Source organism: Micromonospora lupini str. Lupac 08 (assembly GCF_000297395.2).
In the GTDB taxonomy this organism is placed as follows: Bacteria; Actinomycetota; Actinomycetes; order Mycobacteriales; family Micromonosporaceae; genus Micromonospora; species Micromonospora lupini.
This window is the reverse complement of record NZ_HF570108.1, coordinates 2,167,404-2,189,425: the sequence shown is the minus strand read 5'-3', so window position 1 is coordinate 2,189,425 and position 22,022 is coordinate 2,167,404. Positions and strand designations below refer to the sequence as shown.

The following is a 22,022-nucleotide window of genomic DNA, read 5'->3' as shown; positions in this document are numbered from 1 at the left end:
CACCCCCGGCGCGACGTAGCATCGGCGAGGCACGATGTCAGGCGCACCACGTCACCGACCGGATCGGGCACCTTCGACATGACGACCGAGCAGACCACCGCACCATCGCGTACCGGCGTCGCCGTCGTGGCCGACGGCCTGGGCCAGACCGTCCGAGGTGGACGACGCGTCCTGGACGACATCTCGCTGACCGTCGCGCCGGGCGAGCTGGTCGCGATCATCGGGGTCAGCGGCGCCGGCAAGACCACCCTGCTGGAGACGTTGGCCGGGGTCCGCCGACCGGCCGCGGGCACCGTGGCGTACGACGGCAGCGCCGCGCCGGGAGCGGTCGGCTTCGTCCCGCAGGACGACATCATCCACCGCGAGCTACCGCTGGCCCGCACCCTGCATCACGCGGCGCGGCTGCGCCTGCCCTCCGGGACCGGCTCGGCCGAGGCGTCGCGTCGGGTGGCCGAGGTGCTCGCCGACCTGCGGCTCAGCGAGCGGGCCGACGTGCCGGTGGGTCGCCTCAGCGGCGGCGAGCGCAAGCGCGCCAGCATCGCCGTCGAGCTGCTGACCCGACCCGGCGTGTTCTTCCTCGACGAGCCCACCTCCGGGCTGGACCCGGCGATCGCCGTGGAACTGCTCCGGGTGCTGCGCACCCTCGCCGACGCCGGGACCACAGTCGTGCTCACCACCCACCAGGTCACCGACGTGGACCGTTGCGACCGGGTCGTCGTGCTCACCCGTGAGGGCCGGTTGGCGTACGCCGGCACGCCCGCCACCGCCCGGGAGTTCTTCGGCCTGCGGTCGCTGGCGGAGGTGCACCTGCGGCTCGACGAGGAGTCCGACCCGGCCGGGTGGCCCGAGCGCTTCGCCGCGTACCGCGCCGCCGACCCGGCCGACGCCACGGTCGACCCGGACGCGACCGGCCCGTCCCCCGCCGGGAATGCTCAGGACCCGACCGATGACCCGGGCCCGACCGACGACCTGGGCGGGACCGCGCGGCGGGTCGGTCGGTGGCGTCAGTGGCTGGTCCTCGCCGCGCGCAACGCGGAGATCGTCGCCCGTAACCGACTGACGCTGGCGATCCTGCTCGGCTCGCCCCTCATGGTGCTCGGCATGTTCGCGCTGCTGTTCCGCCCCGGCGCCTTCGACCCGGCCGACCCCCGTCCGACCGTCACCGTGATGATCCTGTTCTGGATCGCGTTCGGCGGCTTCTTCTTCGGGTTGACCTACGGGCTGCTCCAGATCTGCACGGAGTTGCCGATCCTGCGTCGGGAGCGGCTGGCGGGTGTCCGTCTGCTCCCGTACCTGCTGGCGAAGGTCGCGGTGCTGCTGCCGCTGCTCGCCCTGGTGGACCTGGCCCTGCTCGGGGTGTTGCGCGGCATGGACCGGCTGCCCCCGGTCGACGGCGGCGACTTCGCCGCCCTGTACGCGACCCTGCTGCTCTCCTCGGCGGCCGCGCTCGCGCTCGGCCTGCTCTGCTCGGCGGCCGTCTCCGACGCCGCCCAGGCGACGCTCATGCTGCCGATGCTGTGCTTCCCGCAGGTACTGTTCGTCGGGGCGATCCTGCCGGTGCCGGCCATGGCGGCCGGCGGCCGGTGGCTCAGCTACGCGATGTCGAACCGGTGGGCGTTCGAGGGGTTGGGGCACACCGCCGGCGTGGAGCGGCTGTGGCGCGACGGCGGCTCGCCACTCGGCCCGCCGCTGCTGCAGACGTACGGTGACAGCTTCTCCCGGCCGGTCTGGGTCGACTGGCTGGTGCTCGGCGGGTTCGCGCTGCTCTTCCTCGCCGCGACCTGGGCGGTGCTGGTGCGCCGGGAGGCCCGCGGTGCGTCCTGAGCAGACCCCGGCACCCTCCCCGGCGGCCCTGCCCGGATACGCCGACACCGCCCGGATCGACGAGCTGCGGGCCACCGAGTACCGGCACCTCGACCGGCACGGCCAGGTCTACCTCGACTACGCCGGCGCCGGGGTGACCGCGCAGGCTCAGGTGCGGGCGCACCACGACCGCCTGCTCGCGAGCCTGTACGGCAATCCGCACTCGGAGAGCCCCACCAGCGTGGCGGCCGGGTCGCTTGTGGAGTCGACCCGGCGGGCGGTGCTCGACTTCTTCCACGCCGACCCGACCGAGTACGCGGTGGTCTTCACCCCGAACGCCAGCGGCGCCTGTCGACTGGTCGGCGAGGCGTACGACTTCGGCCAGGACACGCCGTTCGCGCTGACCTGGGACAACCACAACTCGGTGAACGGCATCCGGGAGTACGCCCGGGCGGCCGGCGCCCCGGTGCGGTACGTGCCGCTGAGCGGGCCGGAGCTGCGGGTCGCCGAGTCCGACCTGGTCACGGTGCTCGACGCCGAGCGGCGGGGGCCCTCCGGTCGCCGTGGACTGTTCGCGTACCCGGCGCAGAGCAACTTCTCCGGCGTGCAGCACCCGTTGGACTGGGTCGAGCTGGCCCACCGGCACGGCTACGACGTGCTGCTGGACGCTGCCGCGTTCGCCGCGACGAACCGGCTGGATCTGCGGTCCGTTCGACCCGACTTCGTCTGCCTGAGCTGGTACAAGCTCTTCGGCTATCCGACCGGCGTCGGCGCGCTGCTGGCCCGCCGTGACGCGCTGGCCCGGCTGCGCCGGCCGTGGTTCGCCGGAGGCACCATTCGGGCGGTGAGCGTGCAGGGCGACTGGTACCGCTCGATGGACGACGAGTCGGCGTTCGAGGACGGCACGCTCAACTTCCTGAGCATCCCGGACGTGGAGTTCGGACTGCGATGGCTCCACGCGATCGGCGTGGACCTCGTGCACGCCCGGGTCGGTCTGCTCACCGAGTGGCTGCTGGACCGCCTGACCGCGCTGCGGCACCGCACCGGTGAACCGTTGGTGCGGGTGTACGGGCCGACGACGGGCGTGGGTCGGGGCGGCACCGTGACGTTCAACGTCCTGCGCCCGGACGGCTCCCCGGTCGACGAGCGGCTGGTCGCGCGGGAGTCCGCGGCGGCCGGCTTCTCACTGCGGACCGGCTGCTTCTGCAACCCGGGCGCCGGTGAGGGCGCGTTCGAGATCAGCGGGACCTCGTTGCGGCGCGGGCTGCTCGCGCGGGTCGACACGATCGACGAGTATCTCGGCGCGCTGCGGTTGCCGACCGGCGGCGCGGTCCGGGTCTCGTTCGGCCTGGCCTCCAACGCCTCCGACGCGGAACGCTTCCTCGCCTTCGTCGAGGCGTCCTACCTCGACCGGCACGTCGGCGCCGAGCCGTCGCTGCCTCCCCGCCTGCGCTGCTGACGCGTCCGCGAGCCGGACGGCCTGCGCTGCTGACGAGCCCAGCGGCCTAGACGGCTTGCGCTGCTGACGCGCCTGCTGGCTAGACGGCCTGCGCCACCGACGCCGGGCGGTGCTTGATCTCCTCCATGAACGCGAACCGGGCGGTCAACTCGGCGAGCGTCACCCCGGACCCCCAGGCCGAGGCCACCTGCGCGACCTGAACGAGGTCCATGCAGTCGCCGCGCGCGAGAACCTCGCCCGCCGACCGGAGGTCGATCATGAAGTATCGGGCCTGCGAGCCCAGCCCCACGCAGACCACACCCTGATCGGAGTGCAACTCGGCGCAGGTGAACCGGGCGCGCCCCTGCTCGGGGGCGGTCACCCGCCCGACGTCGAGCTGGTGGCGGGCAGCGGTCTCGATGAGCGCGGGGGCGAGGCCACCCCGCTCGACCAGGTCCGGGTAGAGGCGCACACCCAGCGCCGTCGACGCGTCGCTCATGACTGACTCCCACTTCCTTGTGACAGAGACCAGCAGCACGCAGGTTACGGGGAGGTTTCCTGCGAACCTCGTCATCCTGTCCCGCGTGGACGCTCCACGGCAATAGGAAGGGTCGATTCGACCGCTATCGAGGGGTGCTATCCGGCGGTAAAGGACCGTCGTCGCATTGGAAACACTCTTGACAGAAAGTCATGATATCGACATGCTTCAGTCTAGAGAGCGCTCTCCGACCCTCTCCGGCGCGCAGCCTCCGCCACCCCCTCCGCTGAGGAGCCTCCCGTGTTCACAGCCCGTCCCGCACCCCGCCTGCGGCCCCTCGCCCTCGCGGCGGTCGCCCTCGTCACCACCCTCGCCTCCCTCACCCTTCCGGGCCAGTCCGACCGGGCCGAGGCCGCCATCGGCCCGATCACCTGGCAGGACGAGTTCAACGCACCGGCCGGCACGCCCGTCGACCAGGGCAAATGGCGCTTCGACACCGGCGGTGGCGGCTGGGGTAACAACGAGCGGCAGTACTACACCAACAGCACCAGCAACGCGGTGCACGACGGCCAGGGCAACCTCGTCATCACCGCCCGCCGGGAGAACCCGGCCAACTACCAGTGCCACTACGGTCGCTGCGAGTACACCTCGGCACGGCTGCTGACGGCGGCGACCTTCACCCAGACGTACGGCCGCTTCGAGGCCCGCATCAAGATCCCGCGCGGCCAGGGCATCTGGCCGGCGTTCTGGATGCTCGGCACCGGCGGCGGGTGGCCCGACGCCGGCGAGATCGACGTCATGGAGAACATCGGCCGCGAGCCGAACACCGTTTACGGCACGGTGCACGGGCCCGGCTACTCCGGCAGCGGCGGCATCACCGGCAGCCGGAGCATCGGCAACCCGCTCGCCGACGGCTTCCACGACTACCGGGTGGACTGGGAGCCGAACGCGATCACCTGGTACCTGGACGGGGTGCAGTACCACCGGGTCGACCCCGCCCGGCTCGGCGGCAACCGGTGGGTGTTCGACCACCCGTTCTTCATGATCCTCAACGTGGCGGTCGGCGGTAACTGGCCCGGCTACCCGGACGGCTCCACCCAGTTCCCCCAGCAGATGCTCGTCGACTACGTCCGGGTGTCGAGTTACACCTCCGGCGGCGGCGACCCGGCGCCCGGCACCACCCGGATCCGGGGGGCGCAGAGCGGGCGCTGCGTCGACATCCCGAGCGCCAACCCGGTCGAGGGCGCCAAGCTGCAGATCTGGGACTGCAACACGACCGCGGCGCAGGCGTGGACGTTCGCCTCCGACGGCACCGTCCGCGCGATGGGCAAGTGCATGGACCCGGCCTGGGCCGGCACCGCCAACGGCACCGAGGTCAACCTGGTCAGCTGCAACGGCAATCCGGCCCAGCGCTTCACCCTCAACAGCGCGGGCGACCTGGTCAATCTCAGCGCCAACAAGTGCGTGGACGTGCGCGACGCCAACCCCAACAACGGCGGCAAGCTGCACCTGTGGGACTGCCTCGGCGCGGCCAACCAGAAGTGGTCCCGCTTCTGACGGGGTCACCGCGAGCGAGCGGGCCGTCCGAGACCAGCCTCGGACGGCCCGCTGTCGCGTGCGACATCCGGCCTCCGCCGCGCGCCGGATTCGGCCGATGAAGCGGACGGCCGCGTCACGCCCGCTATGTTCGGTTTAATCCGGATACAGCCGTTACGGGAGTGAGCCCATGTCGCACCACCTCGACACCCCCCTCGCCGCCCAGGGCGGCCAGCTCTACATCGACGACCTGTACGTCTTCAACGGCGACCGCGCCACCGTGTTCGTCATGGACGTCAACAGCTCGGTGACCAAGGCCGACATCAAGCGCGGCTTCCACGCCGAGGCCCGTTACGAGTTCAAGATTCACTTCAACGGCTCGGACCTGGAGGAGCTGACCTACCGATTCGCCTTCGGCGAGCCGGACGGCAACGCCACGCAGACCCTGGAGCTGTACGAACTCACCGGCGCGGACGCCCGTGACGACGCCGCCATGGGCACTCCCATCGCCCAGGGCAGGACCGGCGAGATGACGACGGGGCAGCGCGTCCGGATCTGGGCGGGCCGGATCAGCGACCCGTTCTACATCGACCTCGACGAACTCGCCACGATCAACGGCGCGGTCAAGAACGGCGCGAAGGTGGACCGCTCGGCGTGGCGGGTCGACCAGGCCAAGAACAGCTTCGCCGGCACCACGGTCGAGTCGATCGTGCTGGAGGTCTCCCACGACGAGCCGCTGCTGCGCGAGGGCACCGAGATCGGCGTCTGGTGCCGGACCCTGCTGGCCACCGACGCGGGCGGGTGGCGGCAGATCAACCGCGCGGGCCACCCCATGATGTGGCCCGTCTTCTGGCCGCACGACACCGACTTCTCGGACCCGGCGAACTTCCGGCACCCCCGCCAGGACCTCCCCGAGGACGGGGAGGAGATCGCCAATGCGGTCGCCGGGGTCGTCGCGGCCAACGGCACCGCGCCGGACCCGCAGGCGTACGGCTGGAGCGTCGCTCGGACGCTCTACCCGGACGTGCTGTCGTACACGGTCGGCACTGCCGCCAACTACGGCTTCGCGGTGCACAACGGCCGCACCATGGCCGACAACGCACCCGAGGTGATGTTCTCCCTGATCCTCAACGCCGGGACCACCTCGGGCCTCACGCCCGACGTCACGAAGGCCGCCCGCGCCGACTCCTTCCCGTACGTGGTGCCGGCCTGAACACGTCGGGGCGCAGGTGGGCACGCGCAACCGCCGCAGAAGCGGACCGACCTCCTCGGTCACGCCGAAGAGGTCGGTCCGCAGGCGGTGTGGCGGTCAGCCCGCGATGTCCCGTGGGTCGCGGCTGCGCGGGTACGTGTTCTTCTCACCGATCGTGCCGTCCTGCTTCTTGATCACGTGCTCGACGCCCCGGTCGGCCGCCATCTCGCGACCCTGCGCCTGCGCGTCGGCCTTGGAGTCATGGGTGCTGCTGGCCCGGTCGTTGCCCTCCGGACGGTTCTTCCACTGCCCGTCTTCCTGGTACGTGTCGACGTCACCCTTGACCATCGCCCGCTCCTCCCCTGCGTCTGGACTGTCACCAGTGCAGTGCCCCGAGTCGTGGTGGGCAAAACCGCGGTCCTCAGGAGACGGCCGGGCAGTTGTCGCTCACCCGTCGCAGTATCTGTTCGCGTTCGTCGGTGGTGATGCCCGACGGCGTACCGCCGAAGTGGGTTTCGACCTTGTCCCAGCCGCGACGCTGCTCGTAGTGCAGGTGCGGAGCCCCCGAGTCGCCGGTGCTGCCGAGCTTCCCGATCTGGTCGCCCTGCTCGACCCGCTGACCGACCTTCACCATCGGCGGTTCGAGCAGGTGCAGATACTGCGTCTCCCACTTGCCACCGTGATCGATCTTCACCCAGTAGCCGCCGCCGCGTCCGCGCGGACCCTCCGGATTCTCCGGCGTACGCCCACCCAGCGAACCGTTGATGCCCGCCACGGTGACCGTGCCACCGAAGGACGCGAGCACCGGACGTCCCCACGCCTCGCCCTGAATCGGAAACAGGTCGACGTCGAAGTCGTCGTGACCGGGGTACGTGCTGAGCTGCCACGTCTCCCCACAGGCGACAGGCATCTGGAAGAGCGGACGGGGACCCGCAGGCCGCAGCAACGGCACGACGACCACGGCGACGCCGACAACGGCCGTCGCCGCGACGAGCGCGAGAAGAACGAGGAGCGGCCGGCGGCGGATGCGGCGGTGGCTGCGGGCTCGGGAGGGGCTGCCGGTCGTCACCCGCCCGAGCATGGCAGACGCCGACAACGCCACGAGCACCTGCCGCCCACCCGGTGACATTGCAGTTGCATCGGAAAGGCGGTAGCGTGCGATGCAATGCAGTTGCATCGCGAAAGAGATCGAGGCGACGACGATGACCGACACGAAACCGTCGGCCAGGGCGACCGTGGGGGCACTGCTGCGCCGCGCGGCAGTGGCCGAGGCCGCGATGTGGCGCAGCCTCTACGCGTGGACGCGGCGCCGCCCCCTGCCGCTGGCGCCCGGTGACGAGCCGTTCGGCTACCTCGGCGTGGTCAAGCCGATCCTCGGCATCTTCATCGGCCTGTCGGTCGTCGAGATTCCAATCTTCGACCTGATCGTCACCCACATGGTGCCGTGGCGGCCGGCCCGCTGGATCGTGCTCGGCCTCGGCATCTGGGGCGTGCTCTGGATGGTCGGCCTCTACGCCAGCATGACCATCCACCCACACCTGGTGCGTGACTCCGGGCTGCGGGTGCGGATCAACTCGGGCATCGACATCTGGATCCCGTGGACGGACGTCGAGGCGCTGCGCAAACGTCACCGCTCGCTGCCCTCCAGGAGGTCGGTGCAGGTCGAGCAGGAGGGTGACCGTCGCGTCCTGCACCTCTCGGTCGGCAGCCAGACAAGCGTCGACGTCCTGCTGCGCCGGCCGACGACCTTCGACCTGCCGTCGGGCCGGTCGGCGCCGATGGACGAGCTGCGGCTGTACGCCGACGACCCGGACGGACTGCTGCGCAGCGCCCGGGGCACACCGGTGGGCGACACCGCCGGGCGCCGCACGTCGGCGGGGTCTGCCGACACCCCACTGTGAAACGATCGAGGCCATGCCCAAGAAGGTCGATCACCAGCAGCGACGCACCCTCATCGCGGACGCGTTGATGCGGGTCGCCGCGGACCAGGGCCTGGAGGCGGTCAGCCTCCGCCACGTGGCCACCGCGGCGGGCGTGTCCGCCGGGATGGTCCAGCACTACTTCCGCACCAAGGACGAGATGATGGCGTTCGCGTTGAGCGTGGTCCGCGAGCGCAGCCAGATCCGGGTCACGGAGGCGGTGGCGGGACTGGGCGAGAACCCCTCCCCCCGGCTGCTGCTGCGCACGATGATCGCCGCGCTCCTGCCGCTCGACGAGCACACCCGCGACGACGGTCGGGTGGCGCTCGCGTTCCTCGCGTACACGGCGGTGCGACCGTCGGCCGCGTCTCGTCTGCGTGAGGACACGGCGCAGCTCACCGCGTTCATCGCCGGCGTGCTGCCGGACGGCCGTGGCGACGCCGCCGCCACGGGACTACTGGCGCTGATGGAGGGGCTGGGCGTCCACCTGCTCGGTGGGCAGTACACCGCCGAGCAGGCGTTGACCGCCCTGGACGCCCACCTCGACCTGCTCTTCGGCTGACCGGGCCACGCGTACCCGCGTTGCCGCCCGGCCGGAGCGGCGAGCCGACCAGAATGAGCCGATGAGCCGCGTCACCCGATCCCGGCCGGTGCTCGTGGAGGAGGCGCACCGGGCCACGACCTTCGAGATCTTCTTCGATCTGGTGCTGGTGTTCGCGCTGACGCGGCTGATCGATTTCCTGGCGGAGTCGCTGAGCCCTCTCACCCTCTACCAGGGGCTGCTGCTCCTGCTCTGGTTCTGGTACGCGTGGAGCTGCTACACCTGGCTGGGCAACCAGGTACGCGCGGACCGCGGCGTCGTGACCGCGGGTATGACAGTGGCGATGGCCGCCATCTTCGTGGCCGCCCTGGTGATCCCCGAGGCGTGGCAGCGCCACGACGCCGCGGTGAGTCCTCCCCTGATCCTGGCCGTCGCGTACGCCGTCGTCCGAGGGCTGCACCTCGCGCTCATGGTGTACGCCTCGTCCGGCAATCCGCAGTACCGGCGGCAGACGCTGCGCTTCGCCGCGTCCACCACCCTCGCCTGGGTCCCGCTGTTCGCCGGAGCGGTGCTCGGCGGGTCCGCGGAAACCGTGTTGTGGACGGTGGCGTTCCTGGTCGACTACGGCGGCGGTCGGGTCGCCACCGCCGCCAGCTTCGGGGAGGTTCGCAGCGGGACGCACTTCGCCGAACGCCACGGCCTGGTGCTGATCATCGTGCTCGGTGAGTCGCTCCTGTCGGCCGGCGGCGGCGCCGGTTCGCGACTGATCCACTGGCCGGTGCTGGTGGCCGCGCTGCTCGGCTTCGCCGCGACCGTGTGCCTGTGGCGGCTCTACTTCGTCGATGCCGCGCCGGCTGCCGCCCGGGCGCTGGCCGAGGCGTCGCCCCGCAGTCGGCACCGCCAGCGCCTGGCGTCGGACGCGTACACCCTGGCCCACCTGCCACTTGTCGCCGGGGTCCTCTCCTTCGCCCTGGGCCTGCACCTGGTCCTCGCGAGTGCGATGGGTCGCGCGGCCCCCGGACACGGAGGCGGCGTGCCGCTGGAGTGGCTGCCGACGAGCGTGTTGTACGGCGGGGTGGCGCTCTACCTCGTCGGCCGGTTCCTGTTCCTACGGCTGACCGTGTCCACCTCGCCGGCCCCACTCGTCGCGATCGGCATCCTGCTTCTGCTGGCGCCGCTCGCCCGGTTCCTTCCCGCGCTGGCGGCGCTGGGGCTGCTCACCGCCCTGCTCATCGCGCTCGTCTGCTACGAGAGGCTGACGTGGCGCGTCCGGGAGGCGTGACGGGCGTGGCCGGTCGACGGGGATTGTGCGCCACGTCCCGGCGTGGCACTCTGCGGGACGCCGGTTACGGAGGGGGCGCGTGCAGATGCTGACAGTCGACGAGATGTCCATCAGCTACGGTGACGGGCCGGTCGTCCTGCGGGACGTCTCGGTGACGGTCCGCCCGGGTCGGGTCCTGGCGGTGACCGGGGCGTCGGGCGCGGGCAAGACGACCCTGCTCCACGCCATGGCCGGGTTGCTGCGGCCCCGCGACGGCGTGGTGAGCGTCGACGGGCAGCCGCTGCGCGACCGTGACCACGCGGTGGAGCACCGCATCGTCCTCATCCCGCAGGACAACGGCCTGGCCCCGATCCTCACCGCGGCCGAGAACCTGCAGGTGGCACTCGTCGCCGACGGCGTGGCGGCACCGCAGGCGCGCCGGCAGACCGCGACGACGCTGGACCACCTAGGCCTCGCCACCCAGGCCGACCAACTGGTCGAGGAGCTGTCCGGCGGTCAGCAGCAGCGGACTGCCATCGCCCGCGGCCTCGCGCTGCGCGGCGGGGTTCTGCTGGCCGACGAGGTGACAAGCGAGTTGGACGCGGGCAACCGGCAACGGGTGCTGGATCTGCTGCACGACGAGGCGCGGCGCGGCGCTGCCGTCGTGTTCGCCACCCATGATCCGGAGGTGGCCGCCGCGTGTGAGGCGGAGCTCCACCTCGTCGAGGGGCGCGCCGAGGTCGTCCGCGACTGAGGCCGCCCGGTCACGGGTCGATCTCGGTCCGTCGACAGGGACGGTGGGTGAGCTGACCGATCGATAGCGTCACATTCGATGCTGGCGATCATCTGGGGAGCGCTCACGGCCCGCCGGGCACAGGCCCTGGCGGTGCTGCTGCTCGCGGTGCTCGCCGGCGCCGCCGCCGCGGCCGCGCCGAGCTACGTTGCCGCGGCCGGTCAGGCCGTGGCGAGAAACGAGCTGGCCACTGCCGATCCCACCGACAGTCAATTGCGTCTCGCCGAATCCACCGACTACCCGGGGATGCCCGGTGATCCATCCCGGGCCCCCTTCGGGAACGATGTCAGGGAACTCGCGCCGGCCGGTTTCGACGTGGTGTTCGGCTCGCAGAGCGGTGGGGTGGCGACCGGCCGGGCCGGGAAGGCAACCTCGAACCTGGTGTTCCGATCGGGGGTCTGCGAGCGGGTCTCCGTGACCGGCGCGTGTCCCCGCGCCACCACGAAGGGGCAACTGCCCGAGGTGATGGTCAGCACGCACACCGCGCAACGTCTCGGTGTCGCCGCGGGCGGCCAGTTCACCTTCGGCGCGGTGCCGGTGCGGGTCGCCGGCGTCTACCGGCCCCTCGACGTGACCGACCCGTTCTGGGTGGGCGCGGAGTTCATCCGGACGCCGGCGGCGGGTGCGGCGGCAACGGCCGTGCCCGGCAGCGCCGAGGACGCCATCTTCACCTCCGAGTCCGCGCCCCTGGTCGACGACCAGGTCATCACGCGCCGGGCTACGGCGGATCTCTATCTCACCGAGCGACTGCTGGACAGCCACTCCGTGCGGGATCTCCAGTCGATGGTGGCGGTGCTGGCACGCGACTCCGACCTGCGGGGCTTCGGTTCCGGCACCTCCCTGTCGGCCTTCTTCGACCGGGTCGCGCTGCAACGTGGGCAACTGGCCGACGGTGTGACGCTGGGCGCCGGGCTCCTCGTCCTGCTCAGCTGGCTGGTGCTCTTCGTGTCGGTCAGCTCGGGCGCCGACGAACGTCGGCCGGAGCAGGGCCTCCTGCTGCTGCGCGGCGTGCAACGCCCACGACTGTGGGCACTGGCGATCGGCGAACACGCCGTGCCCGTGCTGGTGGCGATCCCCCTCGGCTGCCTCGGCGGCGTCGCCGCCGCCCGGCTGCTCGCCGCGCACACCCTGCCGACACAGGCCGACGTCTCGGTGGACGCGACGGTGGTCGGCTACGCCGCCGTCGGGGCGCTCGGCGCGCTCGTCGCGGTGCTGCTGGCCCAGGCCCGGACGATGTCCGCGCCGGTCGTCGACCTGCTACGTCGCGTTCCGGCGCGCGCACGGGGGTGGCGGGCGACAGTCGGCGACATGGTCGCGGTGGCCGTCGCCGTGGCCGCCGTGGTGCAGGTGCGCTCCGGCGGCACCCCCAGCGGGCTGGCCCTGGTGGCGCCGGTCGTCGGCGCCCTGGCCGCCGGCCTCCTGTTCGCCCGGGTCGCCATGCTGGGCGGGGCGGTGGCGGGCGCGGCGCTGCTGGCACGGGGCCGGACGGCCTCCGGTCTCGCCCTCGTGCAGGTGGCCCGGCAGCCCCGGTTCCGACCCCTGATCGCGCTGCTCACGGTGGCCGTCGCGATGCTCGCCTTCACCGCGGCGACGAGCGAGGTCGCGTCGGCCGCCTACGCCGACCGCGCGACCATCGAGGTCGGGGCGCCCCGGGTGGTCGAGGTCGACGCGACGTCGCGCTCCCATCTGCTCAACGCCGTCCGGGCCGTCGATCCCGAGGGCCGCTTCGCGATGGCAGCGGTGGTGACCAACGCCGCCTCCGAGGCCGACACGCCGGTCCTCGCCGTGGACTCCGGCCGCCTGGCGACGGTGACCGTGCCACGGTCGTTCTACGGCGCCTCCCTGGCGGACGTCGCGCGCGCGATCCGGCCCGATCCGCCCGGCGAGCCACTGGACCTGCGGGGCCGACTGCTCACCGTGCTGGCCACCGCAGACTTCGACAAGGCCGCCTTCGGCGGGAACCGCGTCCGCCTCGTCGTCACCGTCGCCAGCGCCAACGGCACCAGAGTGGTTGTCGCGCTGAAGGACGTCGAGCCCGGCCACGACGAATACCGTTTCCCGGTTCCCGAGTGCGCGCAGACCTGCCGGCTGGTCAAGATCGAGATCCTCGCGGAAGTCGTCCCGCAGCCGCTTGTGGTGCGCTTCGACAAGCTCCTCACCGGCGATGGCGACACCGACGGCGATGGCGACTTCGACGGGGACCGCGTGCGACTGACCGGCGCGCAGTTCGGCGAGTTGGAGCGGTGGCGGCAGACCGACCCGAACTACAGCTTCCTCTCCTCGGGTGAAGGAAAGGACGCGGGGCTCGTCATCGACATCCCGGACGGCCGGCGGGTCAAGCCGGCGGGGATCAGCGTGGCCGACTCGCCGTCCCCGCTACCCGGCTGGTTGACCCGCTCCAAGGGGGAGATGCTCGGCTCCTCCCACCGCTACGAGGCGATCGACGGGACGCCGAGCGAGGCGCGGGTCGTGGGTCTGGCCGACCGCCTGCCGCGCCTCGGCGGATCCGGTCTGGTCGTCGACCTGGAGTACGCCGACCGGCTCGCCGTCGCCGGCCAGAGCGGCACCAAGGAGGTGTGGCTGACGCGTACCGCACCGGCCGACGTCCTCGACCGGCTCCGCGCCCAGGGGCTGGTCGTCAAGCACGACCGGACGATCGCCGCCGTACGCGACGGCTACGACCGACAGGGCGCGGCGATCGCGTTGCGCTTCAACCTGTTCGCCGCCCTGGCCGGGGTGCTGATCGGGGCGGCCGGGCTGGTCGCGCTGGCCGCAGCCGAACAGCGCAACCGGGTGGCCATGCTTGTGGCGCTGCGGCGGCAGGGCCTGCCAGCGCGGGCGGTACGCGGCGGCTACGGCTGGCCGGTAGTGGTCGCCACCGTGTCGGGCGGCATCGCCACAGTGGTGATCTGGCTGCTCACCCGCGACGGGCAGCGCCTGTTCAGCCGCGGCCGGTCACCGCTCCCGCTGCCCGACTGGCCGGACGCCGGACGCCTGCTCCTGTTCGTGGCGCCCACTGTCGCGCTGTTCGCCCTCACCGCGGTGGTGCTGGCACGGATCGTCGCCGCCTCGATTCGCCGCCGGACCGGCCGATGAGCGCCTCGACCGCCCCCGCGGGTGTCGCGGTCACCTGCAACCGACTGATCCACATCTACTCCACCGGGACCGGCGACGTCGTCGCGCTCTCCGGGGTGGACCTGGAGATCGCCGCCGGTGAGATGGTGGCTCTGGTCGGTCCGTCCGGCTCGGGCAAGTCCACTCTGGTGGCGATCCTGGGCGGCCTCCTACAGCCCAGCGCCGGGCGCGTGCACGTGGGTGACCACGACCTGTCCCGCCTCTCCCCCTCCGGTCTGGCGGCCCTGCGCGGGGCCACCGTCGGCACCGTGTTGCAGGGCGCCGAGCGCAACCTGCTTCCGTACGTGTCGCTGTCGCGCAACATCTGGATGGCGCAGCGACCGGCGGCACGCCTCGCCGGGCGGCGGCTCGACCCGCCGGAGGCGATCCTGGATCTCGTCGGTCTCGGCGGCGAGGGCAAGCGGCGGCTGGCCGATCTGACGCCGGGTCAGCGGCAGCGGGCGGCGCTGGCGCAGGGGCTCGCCGCCGGGCCGGGCCTGCTCCTGGTCGACGAGCCCACCAGTCAGCTCGACGCGTCCGGCCGCGACGAGGTGCTCGCGGCGCTGGCGACGATCAACGCCGAGCGGGGCACCACAGTGGTCGTGGTGACCCACGACGGTGAGGTGGGCGCCCGACTGGGCCGGGCCGTCACCATCCGCGACGGGCGGGTCGGCGCCGAGGGGCGGGACGGCCGCGACTTCGCCGTGGTGGCCGGGGACGGCACCATCCAGTTGCCTCCGGAGACGCTGGCGGCCTTCCCGGCCGGAACGCTGTTCGAGGTCGACCACTCCGAGGGCACGGTCACCCTCCGCGCGATGCCCAGCCCGTCGTCCGCGCGGGACGACGAGGCGACGACGGCCAGCGCCGAGCCCGGCCACATCGGCTGACCACGCTCGGGCTCACGGGCCGCCCCTCGACGTCGAGACGCGGCCCGTGCACCCCCTCCGTTCAGCCCGCCGGTACGACGGCGGCCCGCGCCTTGCGCCGACGCAGCTCGTCGGCGGTCATCAGCCACGTGGAGTTCGTCGCCCCGAGACCGAGGAGCACCTGGTCGAAGGCGTTGCCGTCGTTGTCGTCGGTGTAGCAGAGGCTCACCTCGCCCCACGGGGACGCGGCGACGGCCAGGTGTTCCTGCCGACCGGTAGTGGTCTGGCTCAGCGCCTGGGCCGGCAGCCGACCGGTGGAGGTGCCGTCCGGGTTGAGGCCGCGTGCCCAGACGTCCGGGTTGGCGCCGGACACCGTCCAGCCCACCACGACGTTGTCGTCGTCGTCGATGCCGACCCCGGGGGCGACGGCCCCGGTCCCGGTGGACACCTGGACCTCGCCGTGCCGGGCGACGCCGGCGGCGGTGAACGAGCGCGCCCACACGCCCCGGGCGCCAGTGTGGTCCGACTCCCACCCGACGGTGAAGTCACCGGCGAAGGTCGCCGCGACCGACGCCCGCTGCTGCTGCCCGCCGCTCTGCGCGTTTGCGGTGCGCCGGGACAGCACCACCGCGCCGTTGGACCGGGCCAGCCGGGTCAGACCGATGTTGTACGAGCCGTTGGCGTCGGCGTCCTCGTCCCAGACCACGAGCGCCTCGCCGGAGGCGGACACCGCCACGTCGGGCCGGTGGTGCGAGCCGGTCGTCTGCGAGGCCGTCACCTCGTACGCCTTGGTGGTGGGGGCGGTGAAGCCGGCGGCCTTGACGGTGGCCGGAGCGGTCCCCTGCACGTCCTCCCAGACGGCGGTGAAGCCGACGGCGGCGGTGGTGGGCGCGCCGTCGGGGTCGACGGCCACCTTTGGCCAGATCTGCTGCCCGGCGTCGCTGGCGTTGGCCTGCCCCGAGCCGAGGATCGCGCCGGCCGGGGACACCACCCGGTACTGGATGTTGTAGACGCCGTTGCCGTCGCCGTCGGCGGCCCAGACGACCACGGCATTGCCCCGGTCGTCGAGCCCGACGTCGGGGCTGATGTGCCGCCAGGCCGCTCCGCTGGTGCCACCGGTGGAGAGCTTCAGCTCGTAGCCGGGTGTGCCGTCGCGGAACAGGCGCAGGTAGATCTCGGTGTGGGTGTCGTCCTCGGGCGCCGTGCTGTCCCGGTCGTCCTCCCAGGCCACCGCGACCTGACCGTTGCGGTTCATGGCGATGGCGGGCAGGTCCTGGTCGCCGGTCGCCACGCTGTTGGCGGTGGTCCAGGTGACCGCCTCGGCAGTCATGGCGGTCGGGGCCGGCGCCACGACGGTCGGGGCCAGCAGGGACGCGGCGAGAAGTGTCGTGAGTGCGGTCATGGGGATGCTCCTTCTACCCGGCCTGCAGGCCGGGCTGGCCGTCGAGGATGACGAACGAGCGCACCGTCGACGCGGGCGCGTCGTGCTCGGTCACCGTGTTGACCGCCCGGAAGTCCGCGCGGACCTGGCTGCGACCGATCGTGGTACGCACGTAGCCGCGCCGGTCGGAGTAGAACTTCAGGTGCGGGTTGGTCGCCGCGTTCGGGATGGTCGTGCTGCCGGTGCCGTTGCCGGTCGAGGTGATCGAGGTGCAGACCAGCTCGGTGCCGATCGTCGCCGACGACGGGTTGGCGTAGTCGGCCTTCAGCTCGTTGGCCCAGGACTTGTGCACGTCCCCGGTGAGCACGAGCGGGTTGCGCACCCCGCGCTGCTGCCAGCCCGTCTGGATGCGGCTGCGCGACGCCCGGTAGCCGTCCCAGGCGTCCATGCTCGCCGCCCCGCTCGCCTCGTACTGGCGGGCGAAGAACACCTGCTGGCCGAGGATGTCCCAGGTGCCGTAGTGCTGCGCCAGACCGTCAAGCAGCCAGGCCTCCTGGGTCGCGCCGGTAAGCGACCGGGAGGCCAGGTCGGCGTCGGCGCAGACCTTCCAGCCGTCACCGCACGCCTGGTCGTCGCGGAACTGCCGCGTGTCGAGCATGTGGAAGGTGGCGAGCTGCCCCCACCGGACGCGGCGGTACAGCGGGATGCTGTTGCCGCTCGGCGCGGAGGCCGGCCGCAGCGGCATGTTCTCGTAGTAGGCCCGGTAGGCCGCGGTGCGCCGGGCGGTCCACTGGGCCGCGGTAAGCGTCGGGCTGCTGTCGGCGCGGACCATGTTGGCGTAGTTGTTCTCCACCTCGTGGTCGTCCGGCACGACCAGCCACGGCGCGGCCGCGTGCGCCGCCTGCAGGTCCGGGTCGGACTTGTAGAGGGCGTACCGGCGGCGGTAGTCGGCCAGCGACACGATCTCGTTACCCACATGCTGCCGGACCGTGGAGCTGCCGACGCCGCCCTCGTAGATGTAGTCGCCGAGGTGCAGGATCAGCCCGGGGTTGTCCTCGGCCATCCGTCGGTACGCCGTGTAGTAGCCGGCCTCGTAGTGGGCGCAGGACGCGAAGGCCATGACCAGGTCCCGGCCGAAGGTGCCCGGGGCCGGCGCGGTGCGGGTGCGTCCAACCGGGGAGATCTGCCCCTGGGCCCGGAACCGGTAGTAGTAGTCGGAGTCGGCGGCGAGGCCACCCGCGACGACGTGCACCGAGTGGGCGTCGGCGTAGCGGGCGACCACCGAGCCGGACGCGACGAGCGACGAGAAGCGGTCGGTCGTGGACACCTGCCACTCGACAGTCACGTCGGCGTTGGCCATGCCGCCCTGTCCGTCGGCGTTGAGCGGCGAGGGCGCCAGCCGGGTCCACAGGACCACGCTGTCGGACGCCGGGTCACCGGACGCCACACCGAGTTTGAAGGGGTACGGCACCGCGGCGCGGGCACCCTGCCAGGGTGTCACGGCGGCGCCGGCGGCGGCGAGTCCACTGAGGACGAATATGCGACGGCTCAGCCTTGTCATGGTCCATACCTTCGGGGCCGTCGATGAACGGCGAAGGCTGCGGCGCGGAAGCCGACATGACGGGACGTTGACCGCGGCAAGGCGGTCAGGTGTCCTGGCCGCCCGAGGATGCCGGCGGGGCGTCAGGTCAGCGGCGACGGCGACTCGGCGCCGGGGATCAGCAGTCTCGGCGCTCCCGAACCGTCGGCCGGGACGCTGAAGACGTCGGGCCGGCCGTCGCTCTGGCGCAGCGTGTAGGCAAGCGTGGCGTCGTCGAGCCAGGCGGCCTGATCGTCCACGCTGGCGGTCTCCGCCGTCGCGGTGACCCGTCCGGAAGCCAGGTCGAGGACCGACAGCCGCCAGCCCTTCGTCGGGTCGGCGTCGATCGCCTCCTTGAAGGCGATCCGGGCGCCGTCGGGCGACAGCGACGGGCACTCCACGTTCGTCCGCATCGTCTCGACGGTCCGGGCGGCCACGTCGCCGCGCACGAGGTACCGCTTGCCGCCGGTGGCCATTGTCGCGTAGAAGTGGTTGTCGTCGGCGGTGAAGGTGACGCCCCAGTAGTTGACGTCGGGGCTGCGGTAGCCGCGGCCGTCGCGCGTGATGGCGAACTCCTCAAGCGACGTCACGGTGGCGCCGGTGACGGTGTCGAGGATCCCGGTGCGGGTGGAGAAGCCGCTCGCCGTGTAGGAGTCGCCCCCGACGAACGTCGTCCAGGAGACCATCCGGCCGGAGGCCGAGACCCGGGCCCGGTTGGGCAGGCCAGGCACGCTGAGCGTCCGCTTCTGGCGCAGCGCCGCGTCGAGCACCACGACCTGGTACGACCAAGCGGTCGCAGGCTTCAGGCAGACACCGGTGCCGGCGGCCGCGTACACCCGCAGGCATTCCAGACCCGAGACGGTACGCGGCCCGGCGGGATCGGCGGTCGCGACGCTGGAGACGTACCTGTCGGTGATGGCCAGCAGGCGCGGGCCCGGCACCAGCGTGACCCTCTGGTCCCCGACGGCGGCCGGTGGCGGGGTCCGGGCCGGCTCGGCGGCGATGGCGGCGTAGCCGGCCGCGACGCTGCCCAACAGCACCGCGCTCGCGGCCACCACGCCGAGCTTCGCCCGGGTCGACATCGCGGTCATGGGGACACCTTCCGGAGAATCGGGCGAGACGGGGCGGCCAGCAGGAGCACTGTCACGACGAGGACGCCGACGACGACCACGGCCGCCGCCCGGACCGCCGCCTGCGGCCCCCACGCCTGCCAGGCCAGACCGAACACCACCGAGGAGACGAGGTACGCCAGCGCCTGCCCGGTCTGGACCAGCGCGATCCCGGTGGTCCGTAGCCGCGGCGGCAGCACCGGTCCGGCGAGCGCGATGAGCACGCCGTCGGTGGCCGCGTAGAACGCGCCGTACAGCGCCAACGTCAGCGCGAGCGCCGGCCAGCCGTGCACCGGGCCGGACAGCAGCAGGTAGGTCACGCCGAGGGCCACGTAGCCGCCCACCACCACCGGCAGCCGCCCGATCCGGTCGGCGAGCACACCGAGGGGGGCGGCGAGCACCAGGTAGGCCAGGCTGGTGCCGACCGCCAGCAGCGGGAACCACCGTAGGCCGAGGTCCTCCCGGCGCTGGAGCACCAGGTAGACGAAGCCGTCGCCGATGGTGGCCAGCCCGAGCATCGTCGCGGCCAGGAGCAGCCGACGGACGGGCCGGCTGCGCAACAGACCGAACGCCTCGCGGACGGAGACCCGAGGCTCGTCCGGCTCGTTGGCCGGCTCTTTGGCCGGCTCTTTGGCCGGCTCGGTGGTCGGCCCGGTGGTCGGCCTGGTGGTCGGGTCGGCGGCCGGCCTGGTGGTCGGCTGCTCGCGGACGAACAGCACGAGCACGACGACGGCCAGGGCGGCGACGCAGAAGCTGGTGACGAAGACCGCGTCGTACGACTGCCCGACGAGGAGCAGGACGGCGAACGCGGCGAGTGGCCCGAGGAACGCGCCGACGCTGTCCATCGCCCGGTGCACCCCGAACGCCCGACCCAGGGCCTCGGGAGGAGTGGAGAGCGTGATGAGCGCGTCGCGGGGCGCACTGCGGACACCCTTGCCGAGCCGGTCGACGGCGATGACGGCGCCGATCGCGGGCACCGACCGGCCGGCGAGCAGCAGGCCGAGCTTGGCGACGGCCGAGAGCGCGTAGCCGACGCCGGCGACCAGTTTGCGCCGCCGGAACCGGTCGGCGACGAAGCCCCCGACAACCCGCAGCAGTGCGGTGGCGCCGGTGTGGACCCCGTCGAGCACGCCGAAGGCCACCGGACTGAGTTGCAGGCCCAGCACCAGGTAGAGCGGCAGGACGGCGGCCACCATCTCGGCCGAGACGTCGGTGATCAGGCTGACCGTGCCGAGCGCGACCACGTTGCCGCTGACCAGCGCGAGCCGCCGGCGTCGTGGCCCGGCGTCGGGCGGGTCGGCGTCGGGCGGGTCGGCGGCCGGCCGGGAGACGGTCGACAGGTACACGCGCATCTCCTCTGCGTCGGTGGCGACGGTCAGCCATCGTGACGATCCGATCCGGGGCGTCACAAGGGACCGTGCGGGGCGGACAGGCATGCGGTGGGTGAACATCTGACAAACATCGAGATGTTTCACTGCTTGAGCGTACTGTTCACCTGGCGGCAGTCCGTCGGTTCATCGACCTTCCTACATTCCTTGCGCTTTCCACCCGCAACGAAGGGGTCCTGGATGGACATTCGAATCGCCCGCCCACCGGTCACGATCGGAACGGTCGCGGTGCTCGTCGCCGCCACCGCCGCCGTCGTCCTGACCGGCTCGGGCGCGGCCTCCGCCGCGAGCGTGACGTTCACGCCGGTCGCCGACACCTACGTCCAGAGCGACACGGCGTCCACCAACTACGGCACGTCCACGCAGGTCGTGGTCGACAACTCACCCGCGCGGCGGATGTTCCTGCGCTTCACGGTGAGCGGCGTCAGCGGCACGGTGAGCAGCGCCAAGCTGCGGCTGCGCACGATCAGCGGCAACAGCGGCAGCGACGCCGGTGGCACGTTCCGCACCATGTCCAACACGACCTGGTCGGAGACCGGCACGACCTGGAGCAACCAGCCGACGATCGACGGGGCCACCCTCGGGTCGCTGGGCACGGTCGCCGGCAACACCTGGTACGAGGTCGACGTCACCTCCGCGGTCACCGGCAACGGGACGTACAGCTTCGGCGCGACCTCCGCCAGCGGCGACGGCGCCTACTACGACACGCGGGAGAGCGGAGGCGACGCCCCGCAGCTGGTGGTCACGACCGGCACCACGACACCGCCGTCGGGCGACCCGGTCCTGGTCGGGGCCGGCGACATCGCCACCTCCGGCTCCGGTGACACCGCCACCGCCGCGCTGCTCGACGGCATCTCCGGCACCGTCTTCACGACCGGCGACAACGTCTACGACAGCGGCACCGCGTCCCAGTTCGCCAGCTACTACGAGCCCACCTGGGGGCGGCACAAGGCGCGTACCCGCCCGTCGCCGGGCAACCACGACTACAACACGTCCGGCGCCACCGGCTACTACAACTACTTCGGCACGTCCGCCGGGCCGAGCGGTCGCGGGTACTACTCCTTCGACCTCGGCAACTGGCACATCGTGTCGCTCAACTCGAACGTCAGCACGTCGGCCGGGTCGACGCAGGAGCAGTGGTTGCGCGCCGACCTGGCGGCCAGCAGCAAGCCGTGCACGCTCGCGTACTGGCACCACCCGCTGTTCACGTCCAGCTCCAACCACGCGCCGTCGACGTCGACACGCCCGCTGTACCAGGCGCTCTACGACTACAACGCCGACGTCGTGGTCTGGGGCCACAACCACGTGTACGAGCGGTTCGGCCCGATGAACCCGGCCGGCGGCTACGACGCCAGCCGGGGGATGCGCAGCTTCGTGGCCGGAATGGGCGGCGCCGACCACTACGGCTTCGGCACCATCCAGCCCAACAGCGAGGCCCGCAACAGCTCGGCGTTCGGGGTCCTGAAGTTCACCCTGCACTCCGGCAGCTACGACTGGCAGTTCGTGCCGGTCGCCGGGCAGACCTACAACGACAGCGGCACCGGCGCCTGCCACTGACCGCATGATCCCGCCGCACCGGCAGCGGTGCGGCGGGATCACCCCTGGCAGCGGGCGCGCGCGACAC

Annotated in this window: 18 protein-coding genes; 11 read left to right on the top strand and 7 right to left on the bottom strand. The window is 72.2% G+C overall.

What is annotated here, in order from left to right; translation table 11 throughout:
* Positions 1-78 precede the first annotated feature (78 nt).
* Together MILUP08_RS11255 and MILUP08_RS11250 are read left to right on the top strand one after the other, a co-directional pair.
* The gene (locus tag MILUP08_RS11255; RefSeq protein WP_007457651.1) at positions 79-1,824 is read left to right on the top strand and encodes an ABC transporter ATP-binding protein/permease; all 1,746 of its coding nucleotides are present in this window, start codon (positions 79-81) and stop codon (positions 1,822-1,824) included.
* Positions 1,814-3,262 carry an aminotransferase class V-fold PLP-dependent enzyme gene (locus MILUP08_RS11250; protein WP_007457649.1) on the top strand — a complete coding sequence of 483 codons (1,449 nt, stop codon included), beginning with the start codon at positions 1,814-1,816 and terminating at the stop codon, positions 3,260-3,262. Before MILUP08_RS11255 ends, MILUP08_RS11250 begins: the two co-directional genes overlap by 11 nt.
* A 79-nt stretch (positions 3,263-3,341) precedes the next feature.
* On the opposite strand, the gene MILUP08_RS11245 is transcribed toward MILUP08_RS11250, so the two are convergent.
* Positions 3,342-3,740, bottom strand: a complete 399-nt coding sequence (locus MILUP08_RS11245) for a hypothetical protein (RefSeq protein ID WP_007457647.1) — start codon at positions 3,738-3,740, stop codon at positions 3,342-3,344.
* 279 nt (positions 3,741-4,019) lie between these two features.
* Here MILUP08_RS11245 and MILUP08_RS11240 point away from each other — a divergent pair, with 279 nt between their 5' ends.
* Both MILUP08_RS11240 and MILUP08_RS11235 read left to right on the top strand, forming a co-directional pair.
* Positions 4,020-5,276 (top strand): glycoside hydrolase family 16 protein, encoded by a 1,257-nt coding sequence (locus MILUP08_RS11240; RefSeq protein ID WP_007457646.1) that lies wholly within the window; start codon positions 4,020-4,022, stop codon positions 5,274-5,276.
* 169 nt (positions 5,277-5,445) lie between these two features.
* Positions 5,446-6,468, top strand: a complete 1,023-nt coding sequence (locus tag MILUP08_RS11235) for a DUF4331 family protein (RefSeq protein ID WP_007457643.1) — start codon at positions 5,446-5,448, stop codon at positions 6,466-6,468.
* A gap of 96 nt (positions 6,469-6,564) precedes the next feature.
* Here MILUP08_RS11235 and MILUP08_RS11230 read toward each other — a convergent pair whose 3' ends face one another.
* Together MILUP08_RS11230 and MILUP08_RS11225 are read right to left on the bottom strand one after the other, a co-directional pair.
* Positions 6,565-6,795 carry a DUF2188 domain-containing protein gene (locus MILUP08_RS11230; protein WP_007457642.1) on the bottom strand — a complete coding sequence of 77 codons (231 nt, stop codon included), beginning with the start codon at positions 6,793-6,795 and terminating at the stop codon, positions 6,565-6,567.
* A gap of 73 nt (positions 6,796-6,868) precedes the next feature.
* Positions 6,869-7,528, bottom strand: a complete 660-nt coding sequence (locus MILUP08_RS11225; RefSeq protein ID WP_051065694.1) for a M23 family metallopeptidase — start codon at positions 7,526-7,528, stop codon at positions 6,869-6,871.
* A 121-nt stretch (positions 7,529-7,649) separates the two neighbouring features.
* Here MILUP08_RS11225 and MILUP08_RS11220 point away from each other — a divergent pair, with 121 nt between their 5' ends.
* From MILUP08_RS11220 to MILUP08_RS11195, 6 genes are all read left to right on the top strand, one after another.
* Positions 7,650-8,348, top strand: coding sequence for a hypothetical protein (locus MILUP08_RS11220; RefSeq protein WP_051065693.1), 699 nt, complete (start codon positions 7,650-7,652; stop codon positions 8,346-8,348).
* A gap of 13 nt (positions 8,349-8,361) precedes the next feature.
* The gene (locus tag MILUP08_RS11215; RefSeq protein ID WP_007457634.1) at positions 8,362-8,928 is read left to right on the top strand and encodes a TetR/AcrR family transcriptional regulator; all 567 of its coding nucleotides are present in this window, start codon (positions 8,362-8,364) and stop codon (positions 8,926-8,928) included.
* Between the two features lie 61 nt (positions 8,929-8,989).
* Entirely contained in the window at positions 8,990-10,189 is a 1,200-nt protein-coding gene (locus MILUP08_RS11210; protein ID WP_007457632.1) for a low temperature requirement protein A, read from the top strand.
* An 85-nt stretch (positions 10,190-10,274) separates the two neighbouring features.
* A complete protein-coding gene (locus MILUP08_RS11205) occupies positions 10,275-10,922 on the top strand; it encodes an ABC transporter ATP-binding protein (RefSeq protein WP_039907717.1) in 648 nt (215 codons plus the stop codon).
* A 78-nt stretch (positions 10,923-11,000) separates the two neighbouring features.
* Positions 11,001-14,057 (top strand): ABC transporter permease, encoded by a 3,057-nt coding sequence (locus MILUP08_RS11200; RefSeq protein WP_007457629.1) that lies wholly within the window; start codon positions 11,001-11,003, stop codon positions 14,055-14,057.
* Entirely contained in the window at positions 14,054-14,962 is a 909-nt protein-coding gene (locus tag MILUP08_RS11195; RefSeq protein WP_007457627.1) for an ABC transporter ATP-binding protein, read from the top strand. The genes MILUP08_RS11200 and MILUP08_RS11195 overlap by 4 nt, the downstream gene beginning before the upstream one ends.
* A 61-nt stretch (positions 14,963-15,023) precedes the next feature.
* Here MILUP08_RS11195 and MILUP08_RS11190 read toward each other — a convergent pair whose 3' ends face one another.
* The 4 genes from MILUP08_RS11190 to MILUP08_RS11175 all read right to left on the bottom strand — a co-directional run bounded on the left by MILUP08_RS11190 (position 15,024) and on the right by MILUP08_RS11175 (position 20,362).
* Positions 15,024-16,343 (bottom strand): hypothetical protein, encoded by a 1,320-nt coding sequence (locus MILUP08_RS11190; protein ID WP_007457625.1) that lies wholly within the window; start codon positions 16,341-16,343, stop codon positions 15,024-15,026.
* Positions 16,344-16,356: 13 nt separating this feature from the next.
* Positions 16,357-17,883 carry an alkaline phosphatase D family protein gene (locus MILUP08_RS11185; RefSeq protein ID WP_007457621.1) on the bottom strand — a complete coding sequence of 509 codons (1,527 nt, stop codon included), beginning with the start codon at positions 17,881-17,883 and terminating at the stop codon, positions 16,357-16,359.
* A gap of 122 nt (positions 17,884-18,005) precedes the next feature.
* Positions 18,006-18,992 carry a TolB family protein gene (locus tag MILUP08_RS11180; RefSeq protein WP_007457618.1) on the bottom strand — a complete coding sequence of 329 codons (987 nt, stop codon included), beginning with the start codon at positions 18,990-18,992 and terminating at the stop codon, positions 18,006-18,008.
* A complete protein-coding gene (locus MILUP08_RS11175; protein ID WP_144056901.1) occupies positions 18,989-20,362 on the bottom strand; it encodes an MFS transporter in 1,374 nt (457 codons plus the stop codon). The genes MILUP08_RS11180 and MILUP08_RS11175 overlap by 4 nt, the downstream gene beginning before the upstream one ends.
* 216 nt (positions 20,363-20,578) lie before the next feature.
* Between MILUP08_RS11175 and MILUP08_RS11170 the strand changes: the two genes are divergently transcribed.
* Positions 20,579-21,955, top strand: a complete 1,377-nt coding sequence (locus MILUP08_RS11170) for a CBM96 family carbohydrate-binding protein (protein WP_007457615.1) — start codon at positions 20,579-20,581, stop codon at positions 21,953-21,955.
* The last annotated feature ends 67 nt before the right edge of the window (positions 21,956-22,022 follow it).

Coding starts and splice junctions, on each gene's coding strand:
- MILUP08_RS11200 (WP_007457629.1), top strand. CDS start 11,001: ATGCTGGCGATCATCTGGGGAGCGCTCACGGCCCGCCGGGCACAGGCC.
- MILUP08_RS11205 (WP_039907717.1), top strand. CDS start 10,275: ATGCTGACAGTCGACGAGATGTCCATCAGCTACGGTGACGGGCCGGTC.
- MILUP08_RS11195 (WP_007457627.1), top strand. CDS start 14,054: ATGAGCGCCTCGACCGCCCCCGCGGGTGTCGCGGTCACCTGCAACCGA.
- MILUP08_RS11230 (WP_007457642.1), bottom strand. CDS start 6,795: ATGGTCAAGGGTGACGTCGACACGTACCAGGAAGACGGGCAGTGGAAG.
- MILUP08_RS11175 (WP_144056901.1), bottom strand. CDS start 20,362: ATGCGCGTGTACCTGTCGACCGTCTCCCGGCCGGCCGCCGACCCGCCC.
- MILUP08_RS11245 (WP_007457647.1), bottom strand. CDS start 3,740: ATGAGCGACGCGTCGACGGCGCTGGGTGTGCGCCTCTACCCGGACCTG.
- MILUP08_RS11185 (WP_007457621.1), bottom strand. CDS start 17,883: ATGACAAGGCTGAGCCGTCGCATATTCGTCCTCAGTGGACTCGCCGCC.
- MILUP08_RS11225 (WP_051065694.1), bottom strand. CDS start 7,528: ATGCTCGGGCGGGTGACGACCGGCAGCCCCTCCCGAGCCCGCAGCCAC.
- MILUP08_RS11180 (WP_007457618.1), bottom strand. CDS start 18,992: ATGACCGCGATGTCGACCCGGGCGAAGCTCGGCGTGGTGGCCGCGAGC.
- MILUP08_RS11235 (WP_007457643.1), top strand. CDS start 5,446: ATGTCGCACCACCTCGACACCCCCCTCGCCGCCCAGGGCGGCCAGCTC.
- MILUP08_RS11190 (WP_007457625.1), bottom strand. CDS start 16,343: ATGACCGCACTCACGACACTTCTCGCCGCGTCCCTGCTGGCCCCGACC.
- MILUP08_RS11210 (WP_007457632.1), top strand. CDS start 8,990: ATGAGCCGCGTCACCCGATCCCGGCCGGTGCTCGTGGAGGAGGCGCAC.
- MILUP08_RS11220 (WP_051065693.1), top strand. CDS start 7,650: ATGACCGACACGAAACCGTCGGCCAGGGCGACCGTGGGGGCACTGCTG.
- MILUP08_RS11255 (WP_007457651.1), top strand. CDS start 79: ATGACGACCGAGCAGACCACCGCACCATCGCGTACCGGCGTCGCCGTC.
- MILUP08_RS11215 (WP_007457634.1), top strand. CDS start 8,362: ATGCCCAAGAAGGTCGATCACCAGCAGCGACGCACCCTCATCGCGGAC.
- MILUP08_RS11170 (WP_007457615.1), top strand. CDS start 20,579: ATGGACATTCGAATCGCCCGCCCACCGGTCACGATCGGAACGGTCGCG.